A 22,721-nucleotide genomic window follows, 5' to 3' on the forward strand; every position below is an offset into this window, starting at 1 on the left:
ATGGTGATGAGTCTGGCGATGACCCTGCTCCGGCGCCTCGAAGGCCCGCAGACCCTGGGACGCGGGCCGGCCTTCTGGACCGCGTTCGCGATCGTGATCGCCGCCGCCATCGCCTATCCGTGGTTCGCGGACGGCTACACGGTCGGCAACACCGCCTACTTCTTCTGCTGGGTGTTCATGGCGCTCGGCCTGTGCCTGATCTGGGGCTATGGCGGCGCGCTGAGCTTCGGCCAGACCGCCTTCTTCGGCCTCTCCGGCTACGCCTACGGGGTGCTCACCCTCAATGTCGGCGCCGCCTACGGTTTCACCCTGGCGGCCCTGGTGCTGGCGGTGGCCCTCTCGGCCGTCATGGCGGCGCTCCTCGGCTATTTCCTGTTCTTCGGCCGGATCGGCGGCGTGTTTCTCGGCATCATCACCCTCTCGGTGACGCTCGCCCTGGAGCGCTTCATGGCGCAGACCGCCGGCCCGGAATGGAAGATCGGGGCGGCGCGCCTCAACGGCTACAACGGCATGAGCGGCATGCCGCCCCTGACCGTGCCGTGGTTCGACGGCGAAATCGTGCTGTTTCCCGACGTCGCCCTCTATTACGGCCTCCTGGGTCTGCTGATCGTCGTCTACCTCGCGCTGCGCATCTTGGTGAACGCCCGGTTCGGCAACGTGCTGGTGGCGATCCGCGAGAACCCGGAACGGGCCGAGATGCTGGGCTACGACGTCCGGCGTTACCAGCTCGCCGCCTTCGTGATCGGCTCGGCCCTCGCGGGGCTGAGCGGCACCCTCTACACCGCCTGGGGCCAGTACATCACGCCCTCCAGCATGGGCCTCACCGCCGCCGCGCTGCCGGTGATCTGGGTCGCGGTCGGCGGCCGCGGCGACCTGACGGCCACGCTGATCGGCACGCTCGTGGTCCTCGGCGGCTTCCAGGCGCTGACGATCTACGGCAGCCAGTACGCCCTCGTGGTGATGGGCCTGCTCCTCGTCGTGGTGGTGCTGGCGGCGCCCGACGGCTTGGTGGTGGCAGCCATGCGCGGGCTCGGCCGCCTGCGCCGCCGGGAGGCCGGCCGATGACTCCGCTCCTCGAGACCCGCGCTCTCAGCAAGCATTTCGGCGGCCTCCACGTCACCAACGACGTGAACTTCGCCCTCGCGGCGGGGGAGATCCACTGCCTGATCGGGCCGAACGGCGCCGGCAAGAGCACCTTCTTCCGCCTGCTGCTGGGCGAATACACGCCGGAGCGGGGGCAGATCCTCTACGCCGGCGAGGACATCACCACGCTCAAGCCCTTCGCGCGGATCCGCCGGGGCATGAGCGTCAAGTTCCAGGTCCCGGGCATCTTCCCGAGCCTGTCGGTCGCCCACAACCTGGAGATTGCGCTCCAGCATCATCTCGAGGGGGCCTCGCTCGGCGCCGAGATCCGCCGGCTGCTCGCCTTCCTCAACCTCAGCGCGGCGGCCTCCGAACGGGCCGGCAATCTCAGCCACGGGCAGAAGCAGTGGCTGGAGATCGGCATGGCGATCAGCCTCAAGCCGCGCCTGCTCCTCCTCGACGAACCCACCGCCGGGATGTCGCCGGACGAGACCTTCGCCACCGGCGCGATGGTACAGGCCCTCAACCGCGACGGCGTCGCGGTGCTGGCCATCGAGCACGACATGGCCTTCGTCCGGCAGATCGCCCAGCGGGTGACCGTGCTCCATGTCGGGCGCATCTTCGCCCAGGGCACCACCGACGCGATCATCGCGGACGAGCGGGTGGCGGCGATCTACCTCGGCGAGTCGGATGCGCCACCCCTGCGGAGTGTCGCCGATGCCTGAGCCGCTTCTCGCGACCACCGGCCTGCGGGCCGGCTACGGCGGCAAGCCCGTGCTGCAGGGGGTCGACCTCGCGGTCCAGCCCGGTGAGATCGTGGCGGTGATTGGCCGCAACGGCGTCGGCAAGTCGACACTGATGCGCAGCCTCGTCGGGCTGCTGCCCGCCTCCGGGGGCGGCATCGCCTTCCGGGGCGCCGCGGTCGAGGGCCTCGCCGCCCACCGGCGCGCCCGCCTCGGCATCGGCTACGTGCCCCAGGGCCGCGACGTCTTCCCGCGCATGAGCGTCGCCGACAACCTGACGGTCGGCGCGTCCCTGCTGCCGAAGGGCGAGCGGCCGGATTACGAGCGCGCCTTCGGGCCGTTCCCGATCCTGCGGGAGCGGCGCGGGCAGCGAGCCGGAACCCTCTCCGGCGGCCAGCAGCAGCAGCTCGCCATCGGCCGCGTCCTCGTCGGCGGACCCGCCCTGATCCTCCTCGACGAGCCGTCCGAGGGCATCCAGCCCTCGGTGGTGCAGCAGATCGGCCGCACCCTGGTCGATCTCAACCGCCGTACCGGGGTCACGATCGTGTTCGTGGAGCAGAACCTCGACCTGATCCGCGCCATGGCCCAGCGCAGCTACGTCATGGACAAGGGCCGGATCGTCGCGGAGCTGACGGCCCGGGACCTCGACGACCGCGACCTCGTCCGGCGCCACCTCGCCGTCTGACACCTCAATCCGTCAACCAAGGGAGAGACGACCATGCAGTGGCTCGACCAGTCCATCATGGCCCGCAAGGGTGTCGCCGGCGGCAAGTCCGGCCAGGAGCACACGATCACGGAGGCCGAGCAGGGCCGCTACCACTACGTCTACGGGCCCTTCGCCGAGCCGGTCCTCACCGTCGATCCGGGCGCCGTGGTCACCGTCGAGACCCACGACGCCTTCGAGGGCAAGATCCGCCACGAGACCGACAGCCCGACGCAGATCCTGAACTTCCCCTACCTCAACCCGCAGAACGGGCCGATCTACGTCAACGGCGCCGAGAAGGGCGACTGCCTCGCGGTGGCGATCCGCTCGATCCGGCCGCGCGGCCCGCAGCCCTGCGGCACGACGCTGATCATGCCGGAATTCGGCGGCCTCGTCGCCACCGGCGACACGGCGCTCCTCAACCCGTCCCTGCCCGAGCGGGTGCGCAAGCTCGAGGTGACGGCCGAGAACGGCGTGCGCTGGAACGACCGGATCACGCTGCCCTACCAGCCGTTCATCGGCACGATCGGCACCTCGCCGGAGATCGAGGCGATCTCCTCGCTTCAGCCGGACTATTACGGCGGCAACATGGACCTGCCCGACGTCGGCGTCGGCGCGGTGATCTACCTGCCGGTGAATACCGAGGGCGCGCTCCTTTATCTCGGCGACTGCCACGCCGCGCAGGGCGACGGCGAGCTCTGCGGCGTCGCGGTGGAGCACCCGACCCACACGACGGTGCAGATCGACCTGATCAAGGGCTGGACCTTCCGCTGGCCGCGGCTGGAGACCGCCGACTTCTACATGACGATCGGCTCAGCCCGGCCGATGGAGGACGCCGCGCGCATCGCCTACCGGGAGCTGGTCCGCTGGCTCGCCGCCGATTTCGGCTTCGACGAGATCGACGCCTACATGCTGCTCACGCAGTGCGGGCGCGTGCGGCTCGGCAACATGGTCGATCCGAAGTACACGCTCGGCGCCTCGATCACGAAGGCGATCGCCCACGCCTGATCGGCGACGGAGGAGGATGGCATGGATCTCGGGCTCAGAGGCCGCCGGGCGCTGGTGACCGGCGGCACCAAGGGCATCGGCGCGGCGATCGTCGACCTGCTTGCCGACGAGGGGGCGGCGGTCGCCCTCTGCGCCCGCAACGCCGCGGAGGTCGCCGCCAAGGGCGACGCCCTGCGCGCCAAGGGCGTGGCGGCGACCGGGCGCGCCCTCGACGTCGCCGATCCCGCCGCCCTGCGCGGCTGGGTCGCCGAGGCCGCAGGGGAGCTCGGCGGCCTCGATATCGTGGTGCCGAACGTGAGCGCGCTGGCCGTCGGAAGCGACGAGGCGGCGTGGCGCAGCGGCTTCACGGTCGACATGATGGGCACCGTCACGGCGGTCGAGGCGGCGATGCCGTTCCTCGAACGCTCCGAGGCCGGCGCGATCGTCGTCATCTCCAGCGTCTCCGGGCGCGAGATCGACTTCGCGGCCGGACCCTACGGCGCCTTCAAGGCGGCGCTGATCCACTATGCGCAGGGCCTCGCTTTCCAGCTCGCGCCCCGAAACATCCGCGCCAACTCGGTCTCGCCCGGCAACACCTATTTCGCGGGCGGCGTCTGGCACCAGATCGAGACCGGCAACCCGGCGCTGTTCGCCGAGGCGCTCCGGCTGAACCCGACCGGCCGGATGGCGCGTCCGGAGGAGGTGGCCCGCGCGGCCGTCTTCCTGGCGAGCCCTGCCGCGAGCTTCATCACCGGCACCAATCTCGTTGTGGATGGAAGCCTGACCCGCGGCGTGCAGTTCTGAGGCTTTCGAACGCCCTCAGGCGACATCCGGAAGCCTGAACCGGCGACGGGACCGGCCTGCCGCGCGTCGGCAGGCGGGATCGGGACACCGTCCCGAAGGACACGCGCTGCAGGCCCATGCGCATCGGATGTTCGGCGACGAAGTCTGGAGATCGCGGATATCGACCACACTTGCGACGCAATTCGCCTGCTCTCGGCTCTGTAGAGACAAGCTTGCCAGGCGCGCTGGCACGCGGCACTCTCAAGCTTGGCCTTTCGCGCGACGGAGGCACGTTGCGCGGTCGCGCCGGGCTGCAGGACAGGGAAGTCCAGGGCGATGATGACGGACGATCGCATGGCCGGCGGGCTCGACGAGCGCGGGCGCCCCGGACCCGACGCGGGGCTTCTCAGCCGCCGGTCGTTCCTGGCCGGCTCGGCTCTCGGAATCGGCGCCCTCTCGCTCGGCGGGTGCGGGACGACCGACACCTTGCTCATGGCCGAGGCGGCGAAGACCTACGGGCCGATGCCGAACGAGAAGTTCCCGATCCCGGCGGTCGACATCAGCAAGGTCAACCCGAAATACTATCGGCGGACCGTCCAGTACGCCTCGTCGGAGGCGCCCGGCACGATCGTCGTCGATCCCGCCAACTATTACGTCTACCGCATCGAGGGCGACGGCGCTGCCACGCGCTACGGCGCCAATGTCGGCCGTCAGGGCTTCCTGTGGAACGGCAACGCGTATGTCGGTCGCAAGTCCGAATGGGCGACCTGGACCCCGCCCAAGGAGATGATCCGGCGCCAGCCCGAGGCGGCGAAATACGCCCGCGGCATGCCCGGCGGACTCGACAACCCGCTCGGCGCCCGCACGCTCCACCTCTACCAGAACGGCGCCTATACGCTCTACACGATCTACGCCAGCAGCGACGCCGAATCGATCGGCACGGGCATCACCAGCGGCTGCGTCGGCCTGCTCAGCCAGGACATGATCCATCTCTACGCGCAGACGCCCGTCAAGACGAAGGTGGTCGTGCTCCCGGCCTGAGGGCGGGCATCCGCCGCGCGCGATCCCGGACGGAACGCGTCAGTTTCGCCGATGGCGGTGCCGTTCCCGCTCCCCGGCGGCCTCGACATGCTGCAGGATCGGGTTCCCTGACGTCCGACAGCGCGCCGGGAGCGCCCGCCATGGCCTACGCGACGACGATCGAAGGCACACGCTTCACCTTCCCCGACCTGCGCCGCCTCCTCGCCAAGGCGACGCCGGAGCGGTCGGGCGACCAGCTCGCCGGCCTCTGCGCCGACGGGCCGGTCGAGCGCCTGGCCGCGCAGATCGCGCTGGCGGACCTGCCGCTGAAGACCTTCCTGGCCGAGGAGCTGATCCCCTCGGAGGAGGACGAGGTCTCCGACCTGATCGCCCGCCGGCACGACGCGGCGGCCTTCGCGCCGGTCTCGTCCCTCACGGTCGGCGCCTTCCGCGAGTGGCTGCTCTCACCCGCCGCCGACGCGCGGGCGCTCGCCGCCCTCGCGCCCGGCCTCACGCCCGAGATGGTCGCGGCGGTCTCGAAGATCTGCCGGCTGCAGGACCTCGTCGCGGTGGCCGCCAAGCGGCCGGTCGTGACGCGCTTCCGCTCCACGATCGGCCTGCCCGGACGCCTCGCCACCCGCAACCAGCCGAACCATCCGACCGATTCGTCCGAGGGCATCCTGATCTCGGCCCTCGACGGCCTGCTGATGGGCTCGGGCGACGCGGTCATCGGGGTGAACCCGGCCACCGATTCCCTGCCGGACTACATCCGCATCGTCGAGCTTCTGGAGACCCTGCGGCTGCGCCTCGACGTGCCGACCCAGCATTGCTGCCTCGGCCACGTCACCGTGGCGATCGAGGCCATGGCGAAAGGCGCGCCCGTCGACCTCGTGTTCCAGTCGGTGGCGGGCTCGCAGAAGGCCAATGCCGGCTTCGGCGTCGACCTCGCCGTCCTGCGCGAGGCCTCCGAGGCGGCGCGGGCGCTGGGCCGCTGCCCGGCGGGCGGCCAGGTCATGTATTTCGAGACCGGCCAGGGCTCGGCCCTCTCGGCCGACGCCCATTGGGGCGTCGACCAGCAGACCATGGAGGCGCGCGCCTACGCGGTGGCGCGCGAGTTCGACCCGCTCCTCGTCAACACGGTCGTGGGCTTCATCGGTCCCGAATACCTCTACAACGGCAAGCAGATCATCCGGGCCGGGCTGGAGGACCACTTCTGCGGCAAGCTGCTCGGCCTGCCGATGGGCGTGGACGTCTGCTACACCAACCATGCCGATGCCGACGGCGAGGACATGGACGCGCTCCTGACCCTGCTCTGCGCGGCCGGCGTCAGCTTCGTCATCACCGTGCCGGGGGCGGACGACGTGATGCTGAACTACCAGTCGCTGTCCCACCACGACGCGGTCTTCGCCCGCGAGACCCTGGGCCGTCCGCCGGCCCCGGAATTCGAGGCGTGGCTCCGGGACGTGCGCATCACGGACGCGCAGGGCCGGCTCACCAGCGCCACGGGTGAGTTGCCCCCGGCCCTCGCCGCGGCCTCCCGGCTCCTGCCCGGGCGGGCCGCGTGAGCGACCTGACCGAGCCGGCCAAGCCGGCCCACGCGGGCACCCCGACGCTGCGCGATCTGCGCGGGCTGACCCAGGCCCGCATCGCCCTGGGCGCGCACGGCGCCGGCCTTCCCACCGGCGCGGCGCTCGCCTTCGGCCTCGACCATGCCCGCGCCCGCGAGGCGGTCTGGACGCCCCTCGACGCGGCCGCGATCGGCGCAGCGCTGCGGGCCCAGGGCCTGGAATCGGTGGAGGTCCGCTCCACCGTGTCCGACCGGACGGAGTACCTGCGCCGGCCGGACCGGGGCCGCAGCCTCGCTCCGGAATCCGCCACGGTGCTCGACGGGCACGGGCCGGGCTTCGACGTCGCCATCGTGATCGCGGACGGGCTCTCGGCCACGGCGGTCGCGCTGAACGCGGTCCCCGCCGCCGCGGCGCTCGCGGCGCGGGTGCGCCGGGCGGGCTGGAGCCTCGCCCCGGTGGTCGTCGCGAGCCAGGGGCGGGTGGCGATCGGCGATCCCATCGGGGCGCGGCTGGGGGCGCGTTGCGTCGTGGTTCTGATCGGGGAGCGGCCGGGCCTGTCGGCCTCGGACAGCCTCGGCTGCTACGTGACGTTCGGCCCGGAGCCGGGGCTGGCCGATTCCCGGCGCAACTGCATCTCGAACATCCGGGAGGGCGGCCTTTCGGTCGAGGCGGCCGCCGGGCAGATGGAGGCGCTGCTGCGGGCGATGCTGGCCCAGGGCACCAGCGGCGTCGCGCTGCGCCGGGAGGATCCCGCCGATCCGAAGGCTCTCCCGGACGCCCGGGACTGACCGCTCGGATTGCCCGAACGGTCGTCACGCTCGCTCCGCGGACGGGCTGCAGCCGAACTGGGACCGGTAGCAGCGGGCAAAATGGGCCGCGCTCGCGAACCCGCAGGCGGTTGCGATCTCACCGATCCGGAGCGGGCTCTGGCGCAGCAGACGCCGTCCATGGGCGAGGCGGATGGCCTTGTACTGGGCCGAGAAGCTCAAGCCGAGCTTCTCGAGGAACAGCCGGTCGAGGTGACGCGGGCTGATCGCCGCGAGGCGCGCCATGTCGAGGCGGCCGAGCGGCGCCTCCACCGTTTTCTCCATCGTCTCCAGCACCGTCAGCAGGGCCGGATGGTGAATTCCATAGCGCTCGACCGCGGAGGCCCGCTGCGGGTCGTCGGCGGCGCCGATGGCGGTGTGGAGGAACCAGTCGGAGACGCGGCGGGCGAAGGCCTCACCCATGCGCTCGGCGATCAAGGCGTGGGCCATCTCCAGGGGCGCGACGCCGCCGCCGCAGGTCAGGCGATCGCCGTCGGCGACGTAGCGCGCCCGGTTCAGGCGCGCGTCCGGGAAGGTCTCGACCGTGGCGCCGGCATATTCCCAGTGCAGCGTGAACGCGTGATCGGCCAGCAGGCCCGCCGCGGCCATCAGGTAGGGACCGCCCGAGATGCCGCCGATGCGCACGCCGAGCCGAGCCATCCGCCGTAGGGTCGCGTGGATCTCGGGCCTGTCCCACCCGGTCGGCTCGCCGCCCGCGCAGACGAAGAGGGTATGGAGATGGCCGCGCTGGCGCGGCAGCGCCTCGGTGGGGACCTCCGCGCCCGACGAGGCGGCGACCCGGCCCTCCGCCTCGCCGAAGTAGCGCAGCCGGTAGAGCGGCCGCCCGGCGAGATCGTTGGCCGCGCGGAACGGCTCGCAGCCCGAGGCGAAGGACATCAGCGCGAAGCCAGGCACGAGGATGAAGCCGATCTCCTGCGGTGAATCCGCGGTCTCTGCAGCCATTCCGCCAGCGCTCTCCGGCCTCACACGGCTCAGCCGTGCAAGAAACCGTCCGTCTTGGTCAAACGCGATGCTTGGCATCCATCATCCTGTGTGTCGTCTTCCCGTGCCGCGCGAGACCGCCTCCGGATGCCTCGACCTGCCGACTTGCCCCCGTTCCGCGCTGCGGCGGCGTCCCGTCCCGGCAGCCTCCAGGAGTGCCGGCCGTGAGCCGCCGTTACGACGTCGCCGTTCTGGGACTCGGCGCGATGGGCAGCGCCGCGCTCTACCAGCTGGCGAAGCGGGGCGCCGCGGTCATCGGGCTCGACCGCTTCGCGCCGCCCCACGCGCTCGGGTCCAGCCACGGCGAGACGCGGATCACCCGGCAGGCGGTCGGTGAGGGCGCCGACTACGTTCCCTTCGTCACCGCCTCGCACCGCATCTGGCGCGAGCTGGAGGCCGAGACCGGCGAGGCCCTGCTAAATGCCTGCGGGGCCCTCGTCATGGCACCCGGCCACGGCACTTCGTCCCATCACGGGAAGCCGGATTTCGTCGGACGCTCGATCAGCGCGGCACAGGGGGCCGGCATCGCCCACGAGGTGCTCGACGGTGCGGCGGTGGCCCGCCGGTTCCCGCAATTCCTCAACCTCGCGGGCGACGAGAAGGCTTATTACGAGCCGGGCGGCGGCTACGTGTTCCCGGAGCGCTGCCTCGCGGCGCAGCTCGGCCGCGCGGGGGCCGCGGGGGCCGAGATCCGCACGAACTGTGCGGTGGTCGGGCTGCAGCAGGACGGGAGCGGCGTCCGTATCGACACCGCGGAGGGGACCATCCTGGCCGACCGCGCCGTCGTGGCCGCGGGCGCCTGGACGGCCCCGCTGCTCGGGAGCCCATTCGACCGGCTCCTGACCGTCCGCCGTCAGCTCCTGCATTGGTACGCGCTGGCGGACGAGACCGCCTACGGGCCGCATTCGCCGGTCTTCATCTGGATGTACGGGACGGGCGACACCGAATACCTCTACGGCTTCCCGCCGCTCGACGGGTCCATCAAAGTCGCAACGGAGCAGTACGACACCATTACCAGTGCAGACGGGGTGGAGCACCGCGTCGACTTGTCCGAATCCGCCGAGATGTACCGGCTGCGCGTCGCGAACCGGCTGGCCGGCGCGACCCCGGAGGTCGTCCGGGCCGCGGCCTGCGTCTACACGGTGACCCCCGACCGCGGCTTCATCATCGACCGGCATCCCGCGATGGACCGGGTCACGGTGGTCTCCGCCTGTTCGGGGCACGGCTTCAAGCACTCGGCCGGCATCGGCGAGGCCGTCGCGGCAGAACTGGCCGGGACCGGCGGCACGGTCGATCTCACGCCCTTCGCCTTGGCACGTTTCAGTTGATGCGCCGGCTAATGGCTCGTGGATTGCTAGAAACCATGCCAAGATCGGTTGACCCGAGCAGGAAAGATCCGATGCGCCTCACGATCCGCACCCTTCTGACCACCGGTGCGCTGGCCGCGCTCGCGGCGTTCTCGGCCGTCGCGCTGCCCGGCCGGGCCACGGCCGCCGACGGCGTCGACGCGATCAAGAAGCGCGGGACGCTGATCGTCGGCGTGAAGGCGGATTACAAGCCGTTCGGCTTCCGCGACCCGAGCGGGACGATCATCGGCCTCGAGCCCGACCTCGCCGCCGACCTCGCCAAGCGCCTGGGCGTGAAGCTCGAACTCGTGCCGGTCGTCTCGGCCAACCGGATCGAGTTCCTGCAGCAGGGCAAGGTCGATCTGCTGATCGCCACCCTGTCGGACAAGCCGGAGCGCCGCCGCGTCGTCCAGGCGATCGACCCGAACTACTATTCCGACTTCGTGAACGTCCTACTGCCCAAGTCGTCCGGGATCACCGACTGGGCGCAGCTCAAGGGCAAGCCGGTCTGCGCCACCTCGGGGGCTTGGTACAACAAGGACGTCGCGCGGACCTACGGGGCGGAGATCGTCGCCTTCGACGGATCCGAGAAGCCGCTCTTCGCGCTCAAGCAGGGCAACTGCATCGGCTACGTTTACGACCAGAGCATGCTGCAGGGTAAACTGCTCGACGACGACTGGAAGGCCAACTACGCGCTGCCGCTCAAGGGCATCCTCGACGCCCCGTGGATGATGGCGGTGGCGCAGGGCAACACCACGCTCCAGGCCGCGGTCGAGGACGCCACCAAGGACTGGATGAAGACCGGCTTCATCGTCAACGAGGAGAAGAAGTGGGGCATCGAGCCGACCGCTTACTCGAAGGCGATGTACGAGAAGTACAAGAACGCGACCAACTGATGCGCGCCTGCACGACGAAGCCGGGCGTTCACCCGCGATGATCGCCACGATCCAGGCGTGGTTCCAGCAGCTCTACGAGACCACGGGCTTCAACTTCACAATCTTCTACGATCCCTACGACTGGGACCGGTACGTGGCCGGCCTGCGGATGACGCTGCTCCTCGGGATCAGCACCATCCTGGCGAGCCTCGTCATCGGCGCCGTCGGGGCGCTCCTGCAGAGCGGGCCGTCGCGCGTCCTGCGGGCGCTGGTCAACGGCTTCGTGGTGGTGTTCCGCAACACGCCGCCGCTCGTGCAGATCTTCTTCTTCTACTTCGGCCTCGGGACGCTGCTCCCGGACATCCGCTCGGCCGACGGCCTGCGCGCGCCGATCCTCAACAACGTCCAGTGGGCGATCATCTCGCTGTCGCTGTTCGCGGGCGCGTTCAACGTCGAGATCTTCCGCTCCGGCATCGAGGCCGTGCCCCGGACCACGGTCGAGGCCGCCGAGGCCCTGGGCTATACCCGCTTCAAGGCCTACCGGTACGTCGTCCTGCCGCTGGCCCTGCGCGTGTGCCTGCCGGCCCTGAACAACAACCTCATCAATCTCCTGAAGACCACCACGTTGGCCTACGCCATCGCGGTCCCGGAGACTCTGTACGCGGTCAAGCAGATCTGGTCCGAGTCGCAGAACGTCCTGGAGATGATGCTGGTGCTGCTGGCGACCTACGCGGTCCTCGTCGGCGTGCTCGTCTGGATCATGCACCGCTGGGAGCGCGCCCTGCGCATCCCGGGATACGGCCGATGAGCGCCCCAGATTCGCAGGGTCGGCGACCGGGGGACCTGCCGGTCCTCCTGCCGTTCGCGCTCCCGAAGGACCGCGCAGCGTCGCGCCTGCGCCCGGCCCATCTCTGGCTGCTCGCCGGGCTCGCCCTCGTCGCCGTCCCGGCCTGGGCGCAGGGCGGGGCCGCCGCGCTGTCGCCGCTGGAGGTCGTGATCAAGTGGGCGCCGCTCCTGCTCACGGGCTTCGCCTTCAACGTCGCGATCTCGCTGATGGCAATGGCGATCGGCACGGTGGCGGGCATCGGGCTCGGGCTGGCCATGCTGGCGGAGGGGCGGATCCTGCCCCGCCTCGCGTGGTGCGCCACGCAGGTCTTCCGCAACGTGCCCTGGCTGGTGCTGCTGTTCTTCGTGATGTTCCTCGTGCCGTTCCAGATCACGGTGTTCGGCCTCCGCGTGCCGCTGCCCGACTGGGTGAAGGCGACCTTCGGCTTCAGCCTGCCGGTCATGGCCAACGTCGCCGAGATCGTCCGCGGCGCGGTGCGCTCGGTGCCGAACACCCAGTGGGAGGCCGCCGAATCCCTGGCCTTCACCCGGCGGCAGACGATGTGGCGCATCATCCTGCCCCAGTGCGCAAAGCGGATGCTGCCGCCCTGGATGAACGTCTATTCGCTGATCGCGATGGCGACGGTGCAGGCGTCGATCGTCGGCGTCACCGAGATGCTGACGCTGACCGCACAGGTGCACGCCGCCGAGGGCGGCCGCCCCGAGCTGTTCGCCCCGCTCTACGGCTTCGCCCTGCTCTGCTTCTTCCTCTACTGCTACCCGATCGACCGGTTCACCGCCGCTCTGGAACGCCGCTTCGAGACCCGCTGAGACCATGATGCGCGCGACCCCGGCCGCCACCCCGTCCCCGAATTGGACGCCCGATCAGCCGATCGTCCGCATCGCCGACGTGCACAAGTCCTTCGGGACGTTCGAGGTGCTGAAGGGGATCAGCTTCGACGTCCGCAAGGGCGAGGTCGTCTGCATCATCGGCCCCTCGGGCTCGGGCAAGTCGACGCTGATCCGCTGCATCAACGCGCTGGTGCCGGTCACCGCGGGCTCGATCGAGGTCGAGGGGATCGACGTCACCGATCCGCGGCTCGACAAGCTGGCGCTGCGCCGCAAGGTCGGCATGGTGTTCCAGCAATACAACCTGTTCCCGCACAAGACCGCGCTGCAGAACGTGATGATGGCTCCCATCCACGTCCTCGGTCAGGAGAAGCGCGAGGTCGAGGCGCGGGCGCGGGCGCTCCTCGCCAAGGTCCGGCTGGCCGGCAAGGAGAACGCCTATCCCGGCGAGCTGTCCGGCGGCCAGCAGCAGCGCGTGGCCATCGCCCGCTCGCTGGCGATGCGGCCGGACGTGATGCTGTTCGACGAGGTCACCGCCGCCCTCGATCCGGAGACGGTCAAAGAGGTGCTGGTGACGATCCGGGAACTCGCCGAGGAGGGCATGACCTGCATGCTCGTCACGCACGAGATGAACTTCGCCCGCGACGTCGCCGACCACATCTACTTCACCGACCGCGGCGTCATAGTCGAGCACGGCCCGCCCGCGACCTTCTTCGCCTCCGCCCAGGACGAGCGCACGCGCCGGTTCCTGTCGCAGGTGCTCTGAGGCCCCCCGGCCCGGACTGGGGCCGCGTCAGCGCGGCCCGGCCTCCTGCGCGACGATGTGGTTGGCGATCGCCCCGGCGGTGGTGAGCCAGATGTCGCCGCGGTGGTCGGCGATGTGCTGGAGCGCCCGCCGCAGGGGCCGCAGCCGGTGCGGGCGCCCGACGATGTAGGGGTGGAGCGCGATGCCCATCACCAGGGGCGCGGCCTGCGCCTGCTCCAACATCTCGTCGAAGGCGTCGACGATGGCGTCCGCGAACTGGCGGCCCGTCTCCTTGCGGGCGACGATGGCGGGTATGTCGTTGAGTTCCTGCGGGTACGGCACCGTCAGGATCCGGCCGCCGTTGCGGGTCGCGAACCACGTGGGCTGATCGTCGTGGTCCCAGTCCAGCAGGTAGCGGTAGCCTGCCTCGGCGAGCAGGTCGGGCGTCACCCGCGACTGCGAGATCCAGGGGCCGAGCCAGCCGGAAGGCGGGCGGCCTTCCTGCGCGGCGATCACCGCCGTCGTCTCGGCGATCAGGGCCCGCTCGGCGGCCTCGTCGAGGGTGCCCTGCCGCTCCGCGTTGGTCCGCCCGTGGCCGACGATCTCGTCGCCGCGGGCGCGGAACGCCTCGATCAGCCCGGGGCAGTCCCGGTAGAGGTTGCTGTTGACCAGCACGCTCGCGGGCATTGCGAGCGCGTCCAGCATCTCGGCGATCCGCCACGCGCCGACCCGATTGCCCCAGTCGCGCCACGCGTAGTTGAGCACGTCCGGCTGCGGGCCGCCCGGCGCCAGCTCGGCGCCGAGGCCCTCGCCGAACGCGAAGGTCTCCAGGTTCAGCCCGACATAGACGGCGAGGCGCTTGCCCTCGGGCCAGTCGTAGACCGGCCGGTCCGGGAGGGCGCTGTAGCTGTAGCGGCCGTGGCCCGCATTCGTGTCCATGTGGAGACCCTGTTACGCCGCACCGAGATAGGCCGCTTCCAGCCCCTTGTCCGCCGACAGCGCCGCGGCGGTTCCGCGCGCGACGACCCGGCCCTGCTCCAGCACGTAGCCGCGGTCGGCGACCGTGAGGGCGAGCGCGGCCATCTGGTCGACGATCAGGATGGTGACGCCCTCGTCGCGCAGTTCGGCCACGGTGGCGTAGAGGGCGTTGATCATCGCCGGGGCGAGGCCCAGCGACGGCTCGTCCAGGAGCAGGATGCGCGGATGCGCCATCAACCCGCGGGCGATGGCCAGCATCTGCTGCTCGCCGCCGGAGAGCAGGCCCGCCCGGCTCGCCGCCCGGTCCCGCAGCCGCGGGAACCGGTCGAGCAGGCGCTCGACCTCGGCCGGGTCGATCGGCGTCCCGCGTCCGAAGGCGCCGAGGCGGATGTTCTCGACGACGCTGAGCTCCGGGAAGACCTGTCGGCCCTCCGGCACCAGGACGAGGCCGCTGCGGGCGATCCGGTGCGCGGGCAGCGCCTCGACGCGCCGGTCGTCGAACACGATCGATCCCGCCACCGGGCGCAGCAGTCCCGCGAGAGCCCGCATGGCCGTGGACTTACCGGCGCCGTTGGCGCCCAGCAGGGCGACGGTCTCGCCCGGCCGCACGTCGAGATGGATGCCCTCGAGGACGGGCGCGGCGCCGTAGCCGGCCGTCAGGTCGAGGACGGAGAGGACGGCATCCGCCGGCCCCTGCCACGGCGTGCTTCGCGGCCGGGCGGGCGTGTCGGCGCCGCCGAGATAGGCGCGCAGGACGGCCGGGTCGCGCCGGATCTCGGCGGGCGTGCCGCGTGCGATCGGGCGCCCGGCATCCATGACGAGGATGTGGTCGGAGATGCCCATCACCAGCGGCATGTCGTGCTCGACCAGGACGACCGCGACGCCGCTGTCGGCGATCCGGCGGATCAGGCCGGCCAGCCGGTCGGTGTCGGCCCGCGACAGGCCGGCGGCGGGCTCGTCGAGAAGCAGCACCGTGGGGCCGCCGGCGAGCGCCCGGGCGATCTCCACGAGCCGCCGGTCGACATGGGGCAGTTCGGCGGCCAAGCGGTCGAGGGCGCCCCGGTAGCCGACGAACGCGAGGAGCGACGCGGCCGTCGCGCGGTCCTGCGCCTGCGCGCGGCGCCACAGCCGGCCCGGCGCGAAACCGAGGGCGACGTTGTCGACCACCGGGAGCGAGCCGAACAGGCGCGTGGTCTGGTAGGTGCGCGCGATGCCGGCGCGGGCGACGACGTGCGCCGGCCGTCCGGCGAGGTCGCGTCCGCCCAGGCGGATCACCCCGGCGGTCGGGCGGTAGAAGCCCGAGATCATGTTCAGCACGGTGGTCTTGCCAGCCCCGTTCGGGCCGATCACGCTGGTGACCGCCGCCGGCTGGGCGGTGAGGTCGACTCCCTCCGCAGCCGTTATGCCGCCGAAACGGATGCCGATGCCCTCGAGGACCAGGGGATCGCGCGCCGTCGTGCCGGGAAGCGACACCTCTTCGCTGTCCCCGGCGGCCGGCGCGTCCCGGCCTCGGGGCAGCAGCCGGGCAAGGCTGCCGACCAGCCCCGAGGGCACCAGCCAGAGCACCGCCAGGGTCGCGACCCCGAAGAACAGCAGGCGGTACTCGGCGAGGCCGGACAGCGCCTCCGGCAGCAGCACGGTGACGAGCGCCCCGAGGAGCGGGCCGAGCACCGTGCCGGCACCGCCGACGATCACCGACAGGACGAACAGGATCGACTGCGAGAACGGGAACGAGCTCGGCGCGATGAACAGCATCAGCGGCGGCAGGACGGCCCCCGCGAGGCCGGTCAGGGCGGCGGAGATCGCGAAGGCCTGGGTCTTCACCCGGACCGGATCGAAGCCCAAAGCCGCCGCGGCGACGTCGGCGTCGCGCACGGCGCGCATCGCCCGGCCGAGGCGGCTGCGGGCGAGGAGGTCGAACCCGGCGAGACTCGCGCCGGCCGCGAGCACCGCCAGCACCGCGAGCCCAGCCGCACTCACCGGCTCGCCGAGGAGCGTCGGCGCGTCCGTGACGACCAAGCCGTTCTGGCCGCCGGACAGCTCGCCGCCCTCGATCAGGCCGTGCTCGACGATGAACCCGAAGGCGATCGTCAGCATGGCGAGGTAGGGGCCCTTCACCCGCATCGCCGGCACCGCCACGAGGCCCCCGACGAGCGCCGCGATCAGCGCCGCCGCCGGGAGTGCCAGCCAGAAGCTGACGCCGTGGAGCGTCAGGATCGCGCTCGCGTAGGCGCCGATCGCGTAGAAGCCGGCATGGCCGAACGAGATCAGCCCGGTCAGGCCGAGGAGCACGTTGAGGCCGACCCCCGCCACCGTCGTCAGCGCCACGAGGGCGATCACGAAGTGGCTGTAGCCGGCGGTCAGCGCGACGAGGCCGAGCGCGGCGGCGGTGAGGCCGGCGATGCCGAGCCGCATCGCCGGAGCCGAGCGCAGGTACGGCATCGCGTCAGACCTTGTTGACCGCGGCGCGGCCGAGCAGGCCGTCGGGGCGCAGGGTGAGGGCCAGGATGATCACCGAGAACACCACGAGCTGCGTGTAGGTCGAGCCGAGGGTGGCGGTGACGCCGGCCTCGACGAGGCCGTAGAGCAGCCCCGCCAGGATCACCCCGGTGGCGGAGCCGATGCCGCCGAGGATCGCCACCGCGAAGGCCTTGATGCCGAACAGCGTGCCGAGCTCGGCCGACACCGAGAAGAGCGGCGCGATCAGCAGGCCCGCGATGCCGGCCAGCACCGCCGAGAGCGCGAAGGCGCAGGCCACGGTGCGGCGCACGTCGATCCCCATCAGGCGGGCGGCATCGGCGTTCTGCGCCACGGCGAGGAGGACACGGCCGAGATCGGTCCGGCGGAACACCGTGCGGATCGCGAAGGCCAGGGCGATCCCGACCACCGGGATCACGAGCTGCAACGGGTAGATGCCGGTCCCGAGGATCTCAACGGGTTTCGTCGCCAGCGGCGAGGGCAGGCTGCGCGGCTCCTTGCCGAAGGTGAACAGCACGGTGTTGTCGAGGACGATGCCGCCCGCCACCGTCGCCAGGAGCCACGCGTCCGAGCCGCGCGCCACGAACGGGCGGACCAGCGCCCGCTCGACCACGAGGCCGAACAGGGCGCAGCCGGCGAGCGCCAGGACGATCGCGGCCGGCATCGGCCAGCCGAGGGTGACGCCCAGCGCATAGGCCAGGACCGCGCCCAGGGTGACGACGCTGCCCTGCGCGAAGTTCACGGTCCCCGACACCGCGTAGGTCACGTGGAAGCCGAGCGCCACGAGCCCGTACATGCTGCCGAGGCCGAGGCCGCTGACGAGGATGGAGGTCAGCATCGCGGGGCTCAGTTGGTCACCGCGACGATCTCACCGTCCTTGAAGCGGGTGAACACGTAGTCGTTCGGGCCGAGTGCGTCGTGCTGGCCGGGGGCGAAGGGCTTGTCGTAGGTTTTGATCAGGCCCGGATAGGTGCCGATCTTGTAGAAGCCGTCGCGGACCTTCGGGCCCTCGGTGGAACCCGCGGCCTCGATGGCGAGCGCCAGCAGGTGCGTGGCGTCGTAGGCGTTGGCGATGCCGACGGCGGGGGTGACGTCGGCCATCGACTTGATCGCCGGGTACTTGGCCTTGAGCGCGTCCAGCACCGTATTCGCCTTCGGCGACGTGTTGCCCGCGAAGGTGAAGGTCTGGATGAAGTGGACCTTGGCGGCGCTCGGGCCGGCGAGTTCGTCGAAGCGGCCGCCTGCCGGCCCCCAATGCGAGACGACCGGCACCGACCAGCCCATCCGGTCGAGGGACTTCACCACCTGGGCCGAGGGGCCGACATTGCCGACGAGGAACAGCGTGTCGGCGCCGGCCTCCTTCAGCCGGGACAGCTGGGGCACCATGTCGACGTCGTTGGCCTCGTATTTCTCGATGCCCGCCGCCGGGAGGTTGGCCGCCTGCAGGGCGTCCTTGAGGCCCTTCTGGTTCGACTCGCCCCAGGCGTTGTTGACGAGGATCATGCCGGGCTTCTTCGCCCCGTAGGTCTTCACCGCGTAGGCGACCAGCGCCTCGTCGACGAGGGCATCGACCGCCGAGACCCGGAAGGCGTAATTGTCGGCGGCACCGTTGCGGGTGATGCCGGTGCCGGCCGCCCAGGGGCCGATGAACGGCACCTTCATCTGGTTGGCGATGGGCACGATCGCCATCGAGACCGGCGTGTCGAGGCCCCCGACCACCGCGACGACGCCGACCCGCTGGATCAGCTCTCGGGTCGCCAGCACGCCCTTGGACGGGTTGGCCTCGTCGTCGCGGGCCACCAGCTCGAGCGGACGCCCGAGGACGCCGCCCTTGGCGTTGATCTCGTCGATGGCGAGCCCGATCCCGCGGGAGATCGCCTCGCCGGATTTCGCGGACTGGCCGCTCAGGGCGGTCACGAGGCCGATCTTGACGGTGTCGGCCGCCTGCGCGGTCGAGATCGCGAGGCCGAGCAGCGCGCTCGTCGTCACCGCGAAGCGGCGCAGGGTCGGGGGCAGGAAGGAGGCCATGGCGTGTCTCCGAGGGCGGGTCGCCCCAGAAGACCGCAACCTCCATGCCAGCGAGATTCCAGTGCTCGGCCGCTCCCGGTGCCGCGTGCGTGCACCTTCGGAGGCATAATGTGCTCAATCGCGTGTCAAAGTGCATACACTTCCTGCATGCACGGACCGGCCTTTTGCGGCACGTTAGGGCCGACAGGAGGCCTGCCATGACCGATGTGACCCACAGCGCGGCGACCGCGCGCGACGCCGCCAACGTCACCGCCTATCTCGAGGCCTCGATGGTCCCGGATCCCGAGACGGCCGCCCGCTACATGGCGCCGGGCACCCGGATCGTGTTCACCGGCGCGCGGGTCTTCAACCATCCGTCCGAGGTCACGGCCTTCAATGCCGGGCGCTACGCCTGGGTGAAGAAGCGGATGGAGCGGCTGGACGTGGTCCCGGGCGACGGCGTCACGACGGTCTACAGCCTCGGGACGCTCTACGGCGCCTGGCCGGACGGCACGCCCTTCGAGGGCAACCGCTACGTCGACCGCTTCACCGTGCGCGACGGCCTGATCGTCGGGATGGAGGTCTGGAACGACAGCGCAGAGCGTCTGCTGACGAAGCACGGCCTCACGGCCTGACGCCGAAGGCTCAGGCTCCGCCGCCCGCGACGTAGGGCGCCAACAGGCGTCCGAGATCGCGCTCGCGCGGGGTCGGGGGCACGATGCGCGCCCGCTCGGCGACCGCATCGAGGTGGTGGTCCATGAGCGCGGCGGCGCGTTCGGCATCACCCGCGACCAGGGCGGCGACGATGTCGCGGTGCTCGCTCACGGCGCAGTCCGAGGAATGCGGCCTGCTGTAGAGGGACAGGATCAGGGCGCAGCGATAGCCGAGTTCGGCGACGTACCGGGTCAGCACGGCGCTGCCGGTCATCTCGGCGAGCATCAGGTGGAATTCGGTCGCGAGCCGGATCGAGAGCGCCTCGGGCCCGCCCCGGGCGGCCTCCTCGCGGGCGATCTGATCCAGCAGAATCTGACGCTGCTCGGGGCTGAGCTGTCCGGCGAGGCGGCGCACCACGAGCCGCTCCAGGCCGAGACGCACGTCGAAGGTGTCACGCGCCTCCTCCCAACTCGGCGTCGCCACGACGGCGATGCGATTGCGGCGAAGGTCGACCAGGCCTTCCCCGGCCAGCCGCAAAAGGGCCTGCCGGGCGATGGTGCGGCTCACGCCGAACCGTTCGCCGAGGGCATCCTCGGGCAGGCGGTCGCCGGGGGCCAGCGCGCGTTCCACGATGGCCCGGCGCAGGGCTTGGCAGATGGCGCCCACGCGATCGCCTTCGTCGGCCGCCTTCATCGATGCCGTCCGCGGCCGATCGCCGATACCTCTGCGCATTGGTGCGTCATGGTCCATTCTCGGTCGCGAGACGCTTCGATGCGTTCGCAGACGTATCGCGGCAGGGTCTTTGCCGATGGAGACCTTCAGGTGCAACGGTCACGCCAGCGCCACCGGATCGGTGGCAGCGGGACCGCGGTGGGCTGCGCCGAACGCGGAGGGGATCCGGGCGGAACGGGTCGTCCGGCGCTCAGGTCCGATCCCGCAGGCGGCGCCCGCCCGCCGGCGGCCCGGATCGAGCCGCGGACGATCACGGAGCGGCAGGGGCGGGCCGATCGCACGTCGGGCGGGTCGACGGCGAAGCCCGGGGCGTTCCGATTCGTCCCCGGATATGCCCCCTCGACACGCGCCGTGTTCGACGAGCCTGACCGCCCATCGAGGTCCGCGCAACGACAGTCCGGGTCGCAACCGGCGAGGAGCCGCGGGAATGCCGCTCGGAGGCCCGAACATCGTCTGGAGGTCATCCGTCATCGGTCCAGCCGTCCCGGTGCCACCCGTGCGATCGGTCACACGATCGCGAGAGATCGACCCGGCCAGAACGTTATTCGACATAAATTTCTATTTCAAAATTGGTCCTTTGCGTCCCCGGAATTTGATAACGGCCGATTTTTGCAGACGACGCCATAGCCGATATCTGGACCGTATCTTAAGGATCCCCGCAGAAATACACAACGAGAAGGTCGCGGCGACGTCGGTTTCGCCGATTCGGCTCAGCCATTTAACCTGTGCGCAGATCCGCGAAGAGGCGGGACGGGTCTCCGCGCGGGCGGCACAGGCGGCTGGGCCGCAGGATGAAAAGCGCCGCGGCGACCAAGTCGCCACGACAGTCGGTGCAGTCATCGTCCTGCCGGCCCTTCTCTTCATCGATGGCGACAACCATCAGACCGCCGAACTCACGCGCCGCAAGGGAGCGGTGAAGGCATTGGAGCAGGCCTCTGTCGAGAAGAGATGCGGTTTGGACTTCGAACCGCAGCCCCCGCGCCGGTAAGTCGACCCCGGCGCATCGTCATCGCGGGGCGCCCACCTCTATCCCAGCGCTTCGGAGACCGCAGGACAGGGTCGAGGCGCCGCCGGCCGGCGATCGGCCGCATCCGCGGCCCGCGACGCCGCCGCGAGATCCGATCCCGAAAGCTGCAATCGCAAAGTGGCCGTACCGTATCGATCAGCTTTCGATCCGTCCGCGTACCTCAAGACGTACGAGAGGGGCCGTCGCGCCGGACCGCGGACGGACGGCGTGCGGCTGACCCTGGGCGACACCGGCGACGTGCGTCCGGGCGCCACCGCGCAGGTCTTCGTCAAAAATCTTCGCCGCAGACCTCCAGGCTGCTTGGTCAGGCACGCCGACCAAACGCAGGCCGGCGCAATCCCGCGCGCCGCGGCCCGGAGGACAACCCGTAGACGACGATAGATCTTCCTGTTCGTCTTTGAGTAACATTTCTGCGGTATAGAACCGTTAAGGATGCCGAGATCGGGACGCGCGCGAATTTCTAAGTGTTGCCGGCGAGCTACATCTTCCCGATCGCGCGCCTGATACGTCGAGATCAGCAGACGCTGCTAACGGAACCAACACGGACATGACCAAGATCCTGGCCTCTCTGGCTGCATTCACCGCTCTCACGGCCGCGGCGTCCGCCGCCGACCTGCCGCGCCGCGCTGCGCCGCCGCCGGTGTTCACGCCGGTGCCGGTGTTCACCTGGACCGGCTTCTACGTCGGTGTGAACGCCGGCTACGGCTTCGACGCCAACAGCCGCAACACCACCAGCTACGCCCTGCCGGGCGGCTCGCTGATCAACTCCCCCGGCACCTCGGGCGTCGTCAGCGTCAACAACCGCAACAACAACGACGGCTTCTCGGGCGGCGCCCAGATCGGCTACAACTACCAGTTCACGCCGGGCTCGGGCGTGGTGATCGGCTTCGAGGCCGACGCCCAGTACGTCGACTTCGCCCGCCGCGCCAACGCCACCCAGAACTACAGCTTCCTGGGCTTCCCCGGCGTCGCCTTCTCCAACCCGCCCGCCTTCGTCGCCACCAGCGGCAACGGCCTCGACTACTTCGGCACCGTCCGCGGCCGCCTCGGCTACGCCTTCGACCGCACCCTCGTGTACGGCACCGGCGGCTTCGCCTACGGATCCGGCCAGGACGACCAGAACTTCTCCGGCAACCGCTTCCGCGACAGCTTCCGCACCGGCTGGGCCGCCGGCGGCGGCGTCGAGTACGCCCTGCCCACCGACTCCTTCCTGAACTTCTTCCGCTCCTCGGCCGTCACCCTGAAGGTCGAAGGCCTGTACGTCAGCCTCGACCGCCAGAAGAACTCCGCCGGCGGCGTCTTCTACGGCAACCTCCTGCCCCCGAACGGCACCGCCTACCTCAACGGCGCCGCCGCCAAGACCGAGTTCGCCGTCGTCCGCGCCGGCCTGAACTACAAGTTCGGCTCGTACTAAGCCGAGCGTGACTCGAGGGGCCATCGCCCCTCGCGGAGACTTGGCATGGGACTGGTCCTCTGCATGCCGGTCGCCGCGGGATGGCGATGCCCCTCG

At 70.7% G+C, this 22,721-nt stretch carries 22 protein-coding genes; 16 read left to right on the forward strand and 6 right to left on the reverse strand.

The genetic code is table 11. The features are described from left to right. Positions 1-6: 6 nt before the first annotated feature. The 8 genes from P9K36_RS19490 (at position 7) to eutC (ending at position 7,675) form a co-directional block, all read left to right on the forward strand. Positions 7-1,065: a branched-chain amino acid ABC transporter permease gene (locus P9K36_RS19490; RefSeq protein ID WP_043385856.1), complete on the forward strand. Its 1,059-nt coding sequence runs from the start codon at positions 7-9 to the stop codon at positions 1,063-1,065. Beyond that, a complete protein-coding gene (locus P9K36_RS19495; protein WP_278305805.1) occupies positions 1,062-1,808 on the forward strand; it encodes an ABC transporter ATP-binding protein in 747 nt (248 codons plus the stop codon). Before P9K36_RS19490 ends, P9K36_RS19495 begins: the two co-directional genes overlap by 4 nt. Continuing rightward, positions 1,801-2,511, forward strand: a complete 711-nt coding sequence (locus P9K36_RS19500; protein ID WP_043385765.1) for an ABC transporter ATP-binding protein — start codon at positions 1,801-1,803, stop codon at positions 2,509-2,511. The genes P9K36_RS19495 and P9K36_RS19500 overlap by 8 nt, the downstream gene beginning before the upstream one ends. A gap of 33 nt (positions 2,512-2,544) precedes the next feature. Beyond that, a complete protein-coding gene (locus tag P9K36_RS19505) occupies positions 2,545-3,537 on the forward strand; it encodes an acetamidase/formamidase family protein (RefSeq protein ID WP_053610608.1) in 993 nt (330 codons plus the stop codon). 21 nt (positions 3,538-3,558) lie between these two features. Further along, on the forward strand, positions 3,559-4,320 hold the full coding sequence (locus P9K36_RS19510; RefSeq protein WP_278305807.1) for an SDR family NAD(P)-dependent oxidoreductase: 762 nt from the start codon (positions 3,559-3,561) through the stop codon (positions 4,318-4,320). Positions 4,321-4,635: 315 nt separating this feature from the next. After that, on the forward strand, positions 4,636-5,340 hold the full coding sequence (locus P9K36_RS19515; protein ID WP_043385757.1) for a L,D-transpeptidase: 705 nt from the start codon (positions 4,636-4,638) through the stop codon (positions 5,338-5,340). A 140-nt stretch (positions 5,341-5,480) separates the two neighbouring features. Next, entirely contained in the window at positions 5,481-6,884 is a 1,404-nt protein-coding gene (locus P9K36_RS19520; RefSeq protein WP_278305808.1) for an ethanolamine ammonia-lyase subunit EutB, read from the forward strand. Positions 6,885-6,889: 5 nt separating this feature from the next. Beyond that, complete coding sequence (gene eutC / locus P9K36_RS19525; protein WP_278307310.1) at positions 6,890-7,675, forward strand: ethanolamine ammonia-lyase subunit EutC; 786 nt, start codon at positions 6,890-6,892, stop codon at positions 7,673-7,675. A gap of 24 nt (positions 7,676-7,699) precedes the next feature. Here eutC and P9K36_RS19530 read toward each other — a convergent pair whose 3' ends face one another. Continuing rightward, complete coding sequence (locus P9K36_RS19530) at positions 7,700-8,656, reverse strand: GlxA family transcriptional regulator (RefSeq protein WP_278305809.1); 957 nt, start codon at positions 8,654-8,656, stop codon at positions 7,700-7,702. Between the two features lie 203 nt (positions 8,657-8,859). Here P9K36_RS19530 and solA point away from each other — a divergent pair, with 203 nt between their 5' ends. From solA to P9K36_RS19555, 5 genes are all read left to right on the forward strand, one after another. Continuing rightward, entirely contained in the window at positions 8,860-10,023 is a 1,164-nt protein-coding gene (solA, locus tag P9K36_RS19535) for an N-methyl-L-tryptophan oxidase (protein ID WP_278305810.1), read from the forward strand. A 71-nt stretch (positions 10,024-10,094) separates the two neighbouring features. After that, the gene (locus tag P9K36_RS19540) at positions 10,095-10,937 is read left to right on the forward strand and encodes a transporter substrate-binding domain-containing protein (RefSeq protein ID WP_043348808.1); all 843 of its coding nucleotides are present in this window, start codon (positions 10,095-10,097) and stop codon (positions 10,935-10,937) included. A 37-nt stretch (positions 10,938-10,974) separates the two neighbouring features. Next, a complete protein-coding gene (locus tag P9K36_RS19545; protein WP_278305811.1) occupies positions 10,975-11,724 on the forward strand; it encodes an amino acid ABC transporter permease in 750 nt (249 codons plus the stop codon). Continuing rightward, positions 11,721-12,572: an amino acid ABC transporter permease gene (locus P9K36_RS19550; protein WP_043389208.1), complete on the forward strand. Its 852-nt coding sequence runs from the start codon at positions 11,721-11,723 to the stop codon at positions 12,570-12,572. The genes P9K36_RS19545 and P9K36_RS19550 overlap by 4 nt, the downstream gene beginning before the upstream one ends. A gap of 4 nt (positions 12,573-12,576) precedes the next feature. After that, the gene (locus P9K36_RS19555) at positions 12,577-13,356 is read left to right on the forward strand and encodes an amino acid ABC transporter ATP-binding protein (RefSeq protein ID WP_274926905.1); all 780 of its coding nucleotides are present in this window, start codon (positions 12,577-12,579) and stop codon (positions 13,354-13,356) included. Positions 13,357-13,383: 27 nt separating this feature from the next. Here P9K36_RS19555 and P9K36_RS19560 read toward each other — a convergent pair whose 3' ends face one another. From P9K36_RS19560 to P9K36_RS19575, 4 genes are read right to left on the reverse strand one after another with little or no spacing between them, the layout of a single operon-like run. Beyond that, positions 13,384-14,274, reverse strand: a complete 891-nt coding sequence (locus tag P9K36_RS19560) for a polysaccharide deacetylase family protein (protein ID WP_278305812.1) — start codon at positions 14,272-14,274, stop codon at positions 13,384-13,386. Positions 14,275-14,286: 12 nt separating this feature from the next. Further along, positions 14,287-16,755 (reverse strand): branched-chain amino acid ABC transporter ATP-binding protein/permease, encoded by a 2,469-nt coding sequence (locus tag P9K36_RS19565; RefSeq protein ID WP_278305813.1) that lies wholly within the window; start codon positions 16,753-16,755, stop codon positions 14,287-14,289. 4 nt (positions 16,756-16,759) lie between these two features. After that, the gene (locus P9K36_RS19570; protein ID WP_043348786.1) at positions 16,760-17,629 is read right to left on the reverse strand and encodes a branched-chain amino acid ABC transporter permease; all 870 of its coding nucleotides are present in this window, start codon (positions 17,627-17,629) and stop codon (positions 16,760-16,762) included. Positions 17,630-17,637: 8 nt separating this feature from the next. Next, on the reverse strand, positions 17,638-18,819 hold the full coding sequence (locus P9K36_RS19575; RefSeq protein WP_278305814.1) for an ABC transporter substrate-binding protein: 1,182 nt from the start codon (positions 18,817-18,819) through the stop codon (positions 17,638-17,640). A 197-nt stretch (positions 18,820-19,016) separates the two neighbouring features. Between P9K36_RS19575 and P9K36_RS19580 the strand changes: the two genes are divergently transcribed. Then, positions 19,017-19,433, forward strand: coding sequence for a nuclear transport factor 2 family protein (locus tag P9K36_RS19580; protein WP_043389197.1), 417 nt, complete (start codon positions 19,017-19,019; stop codon positions 19,431-19,433). Positions 19,434-19,443: 10 nt separating this feature from the next. On the opposite strand, the gene P9K36_RS19585 is transcribed toward P9K36_RS19580, so the two are convergent. Then, positions 19,444-20,145, reverse strand: coding sequence for a GntR family transcriptional regulator (locus P9K36_RS19585; protein WP_043389194.1), 702 nt, complete (start codon positions 20,143-20,145; stop codon positions 19,444-19,446). 466 nt (positions 20,146-20,611) lie between these two features. Here P9K36_RS19585 and P9K36_RS19590 point away from each other — a divergent pair, with 466 nt between their 5' ends. Together P9K36_RS19590 and P9K36_RS19595 are read left to right on the forward strand one after the other, a co-directional pair. Then, positions 20,612-21,172 carry a hypothetical protein gene (locus tag P9K36_RS19590; RefSeq protein ID WP_278305815.1) on the forward strand — a complete coding sequence of 187 codons (561 nt, stop codon included), beginning with the start codon at positions 20,612-20,614 and terminating at the stop codon, positions 21,170-21,172. A 586-nt stretch (positions 21,173-21,758) separates the two neighbouring features. Then, positions 21,759-22,625, forward strand: coding sequence for a porin family protein (locus P9K36_RS19595; RefSeq protein ID WP_043758726.1), 867 nt, complete (start codon positions 21,759-21,761; stop codon positions 22,623-22,625). Positions 22,626-22,721 lie beyond the last annotated feature (96 nt).

It is taken from the genome of Methylobacterium sp. 391_Methyba4, from assembly GCF_029691625.1.
Lineage (GTDB): Bacteria > Pseudomonadota > Alphaproteobacteria > Rhizobiales > Beijerinckiaceae > Methylobacterium > Methylobacterium fujisawaense.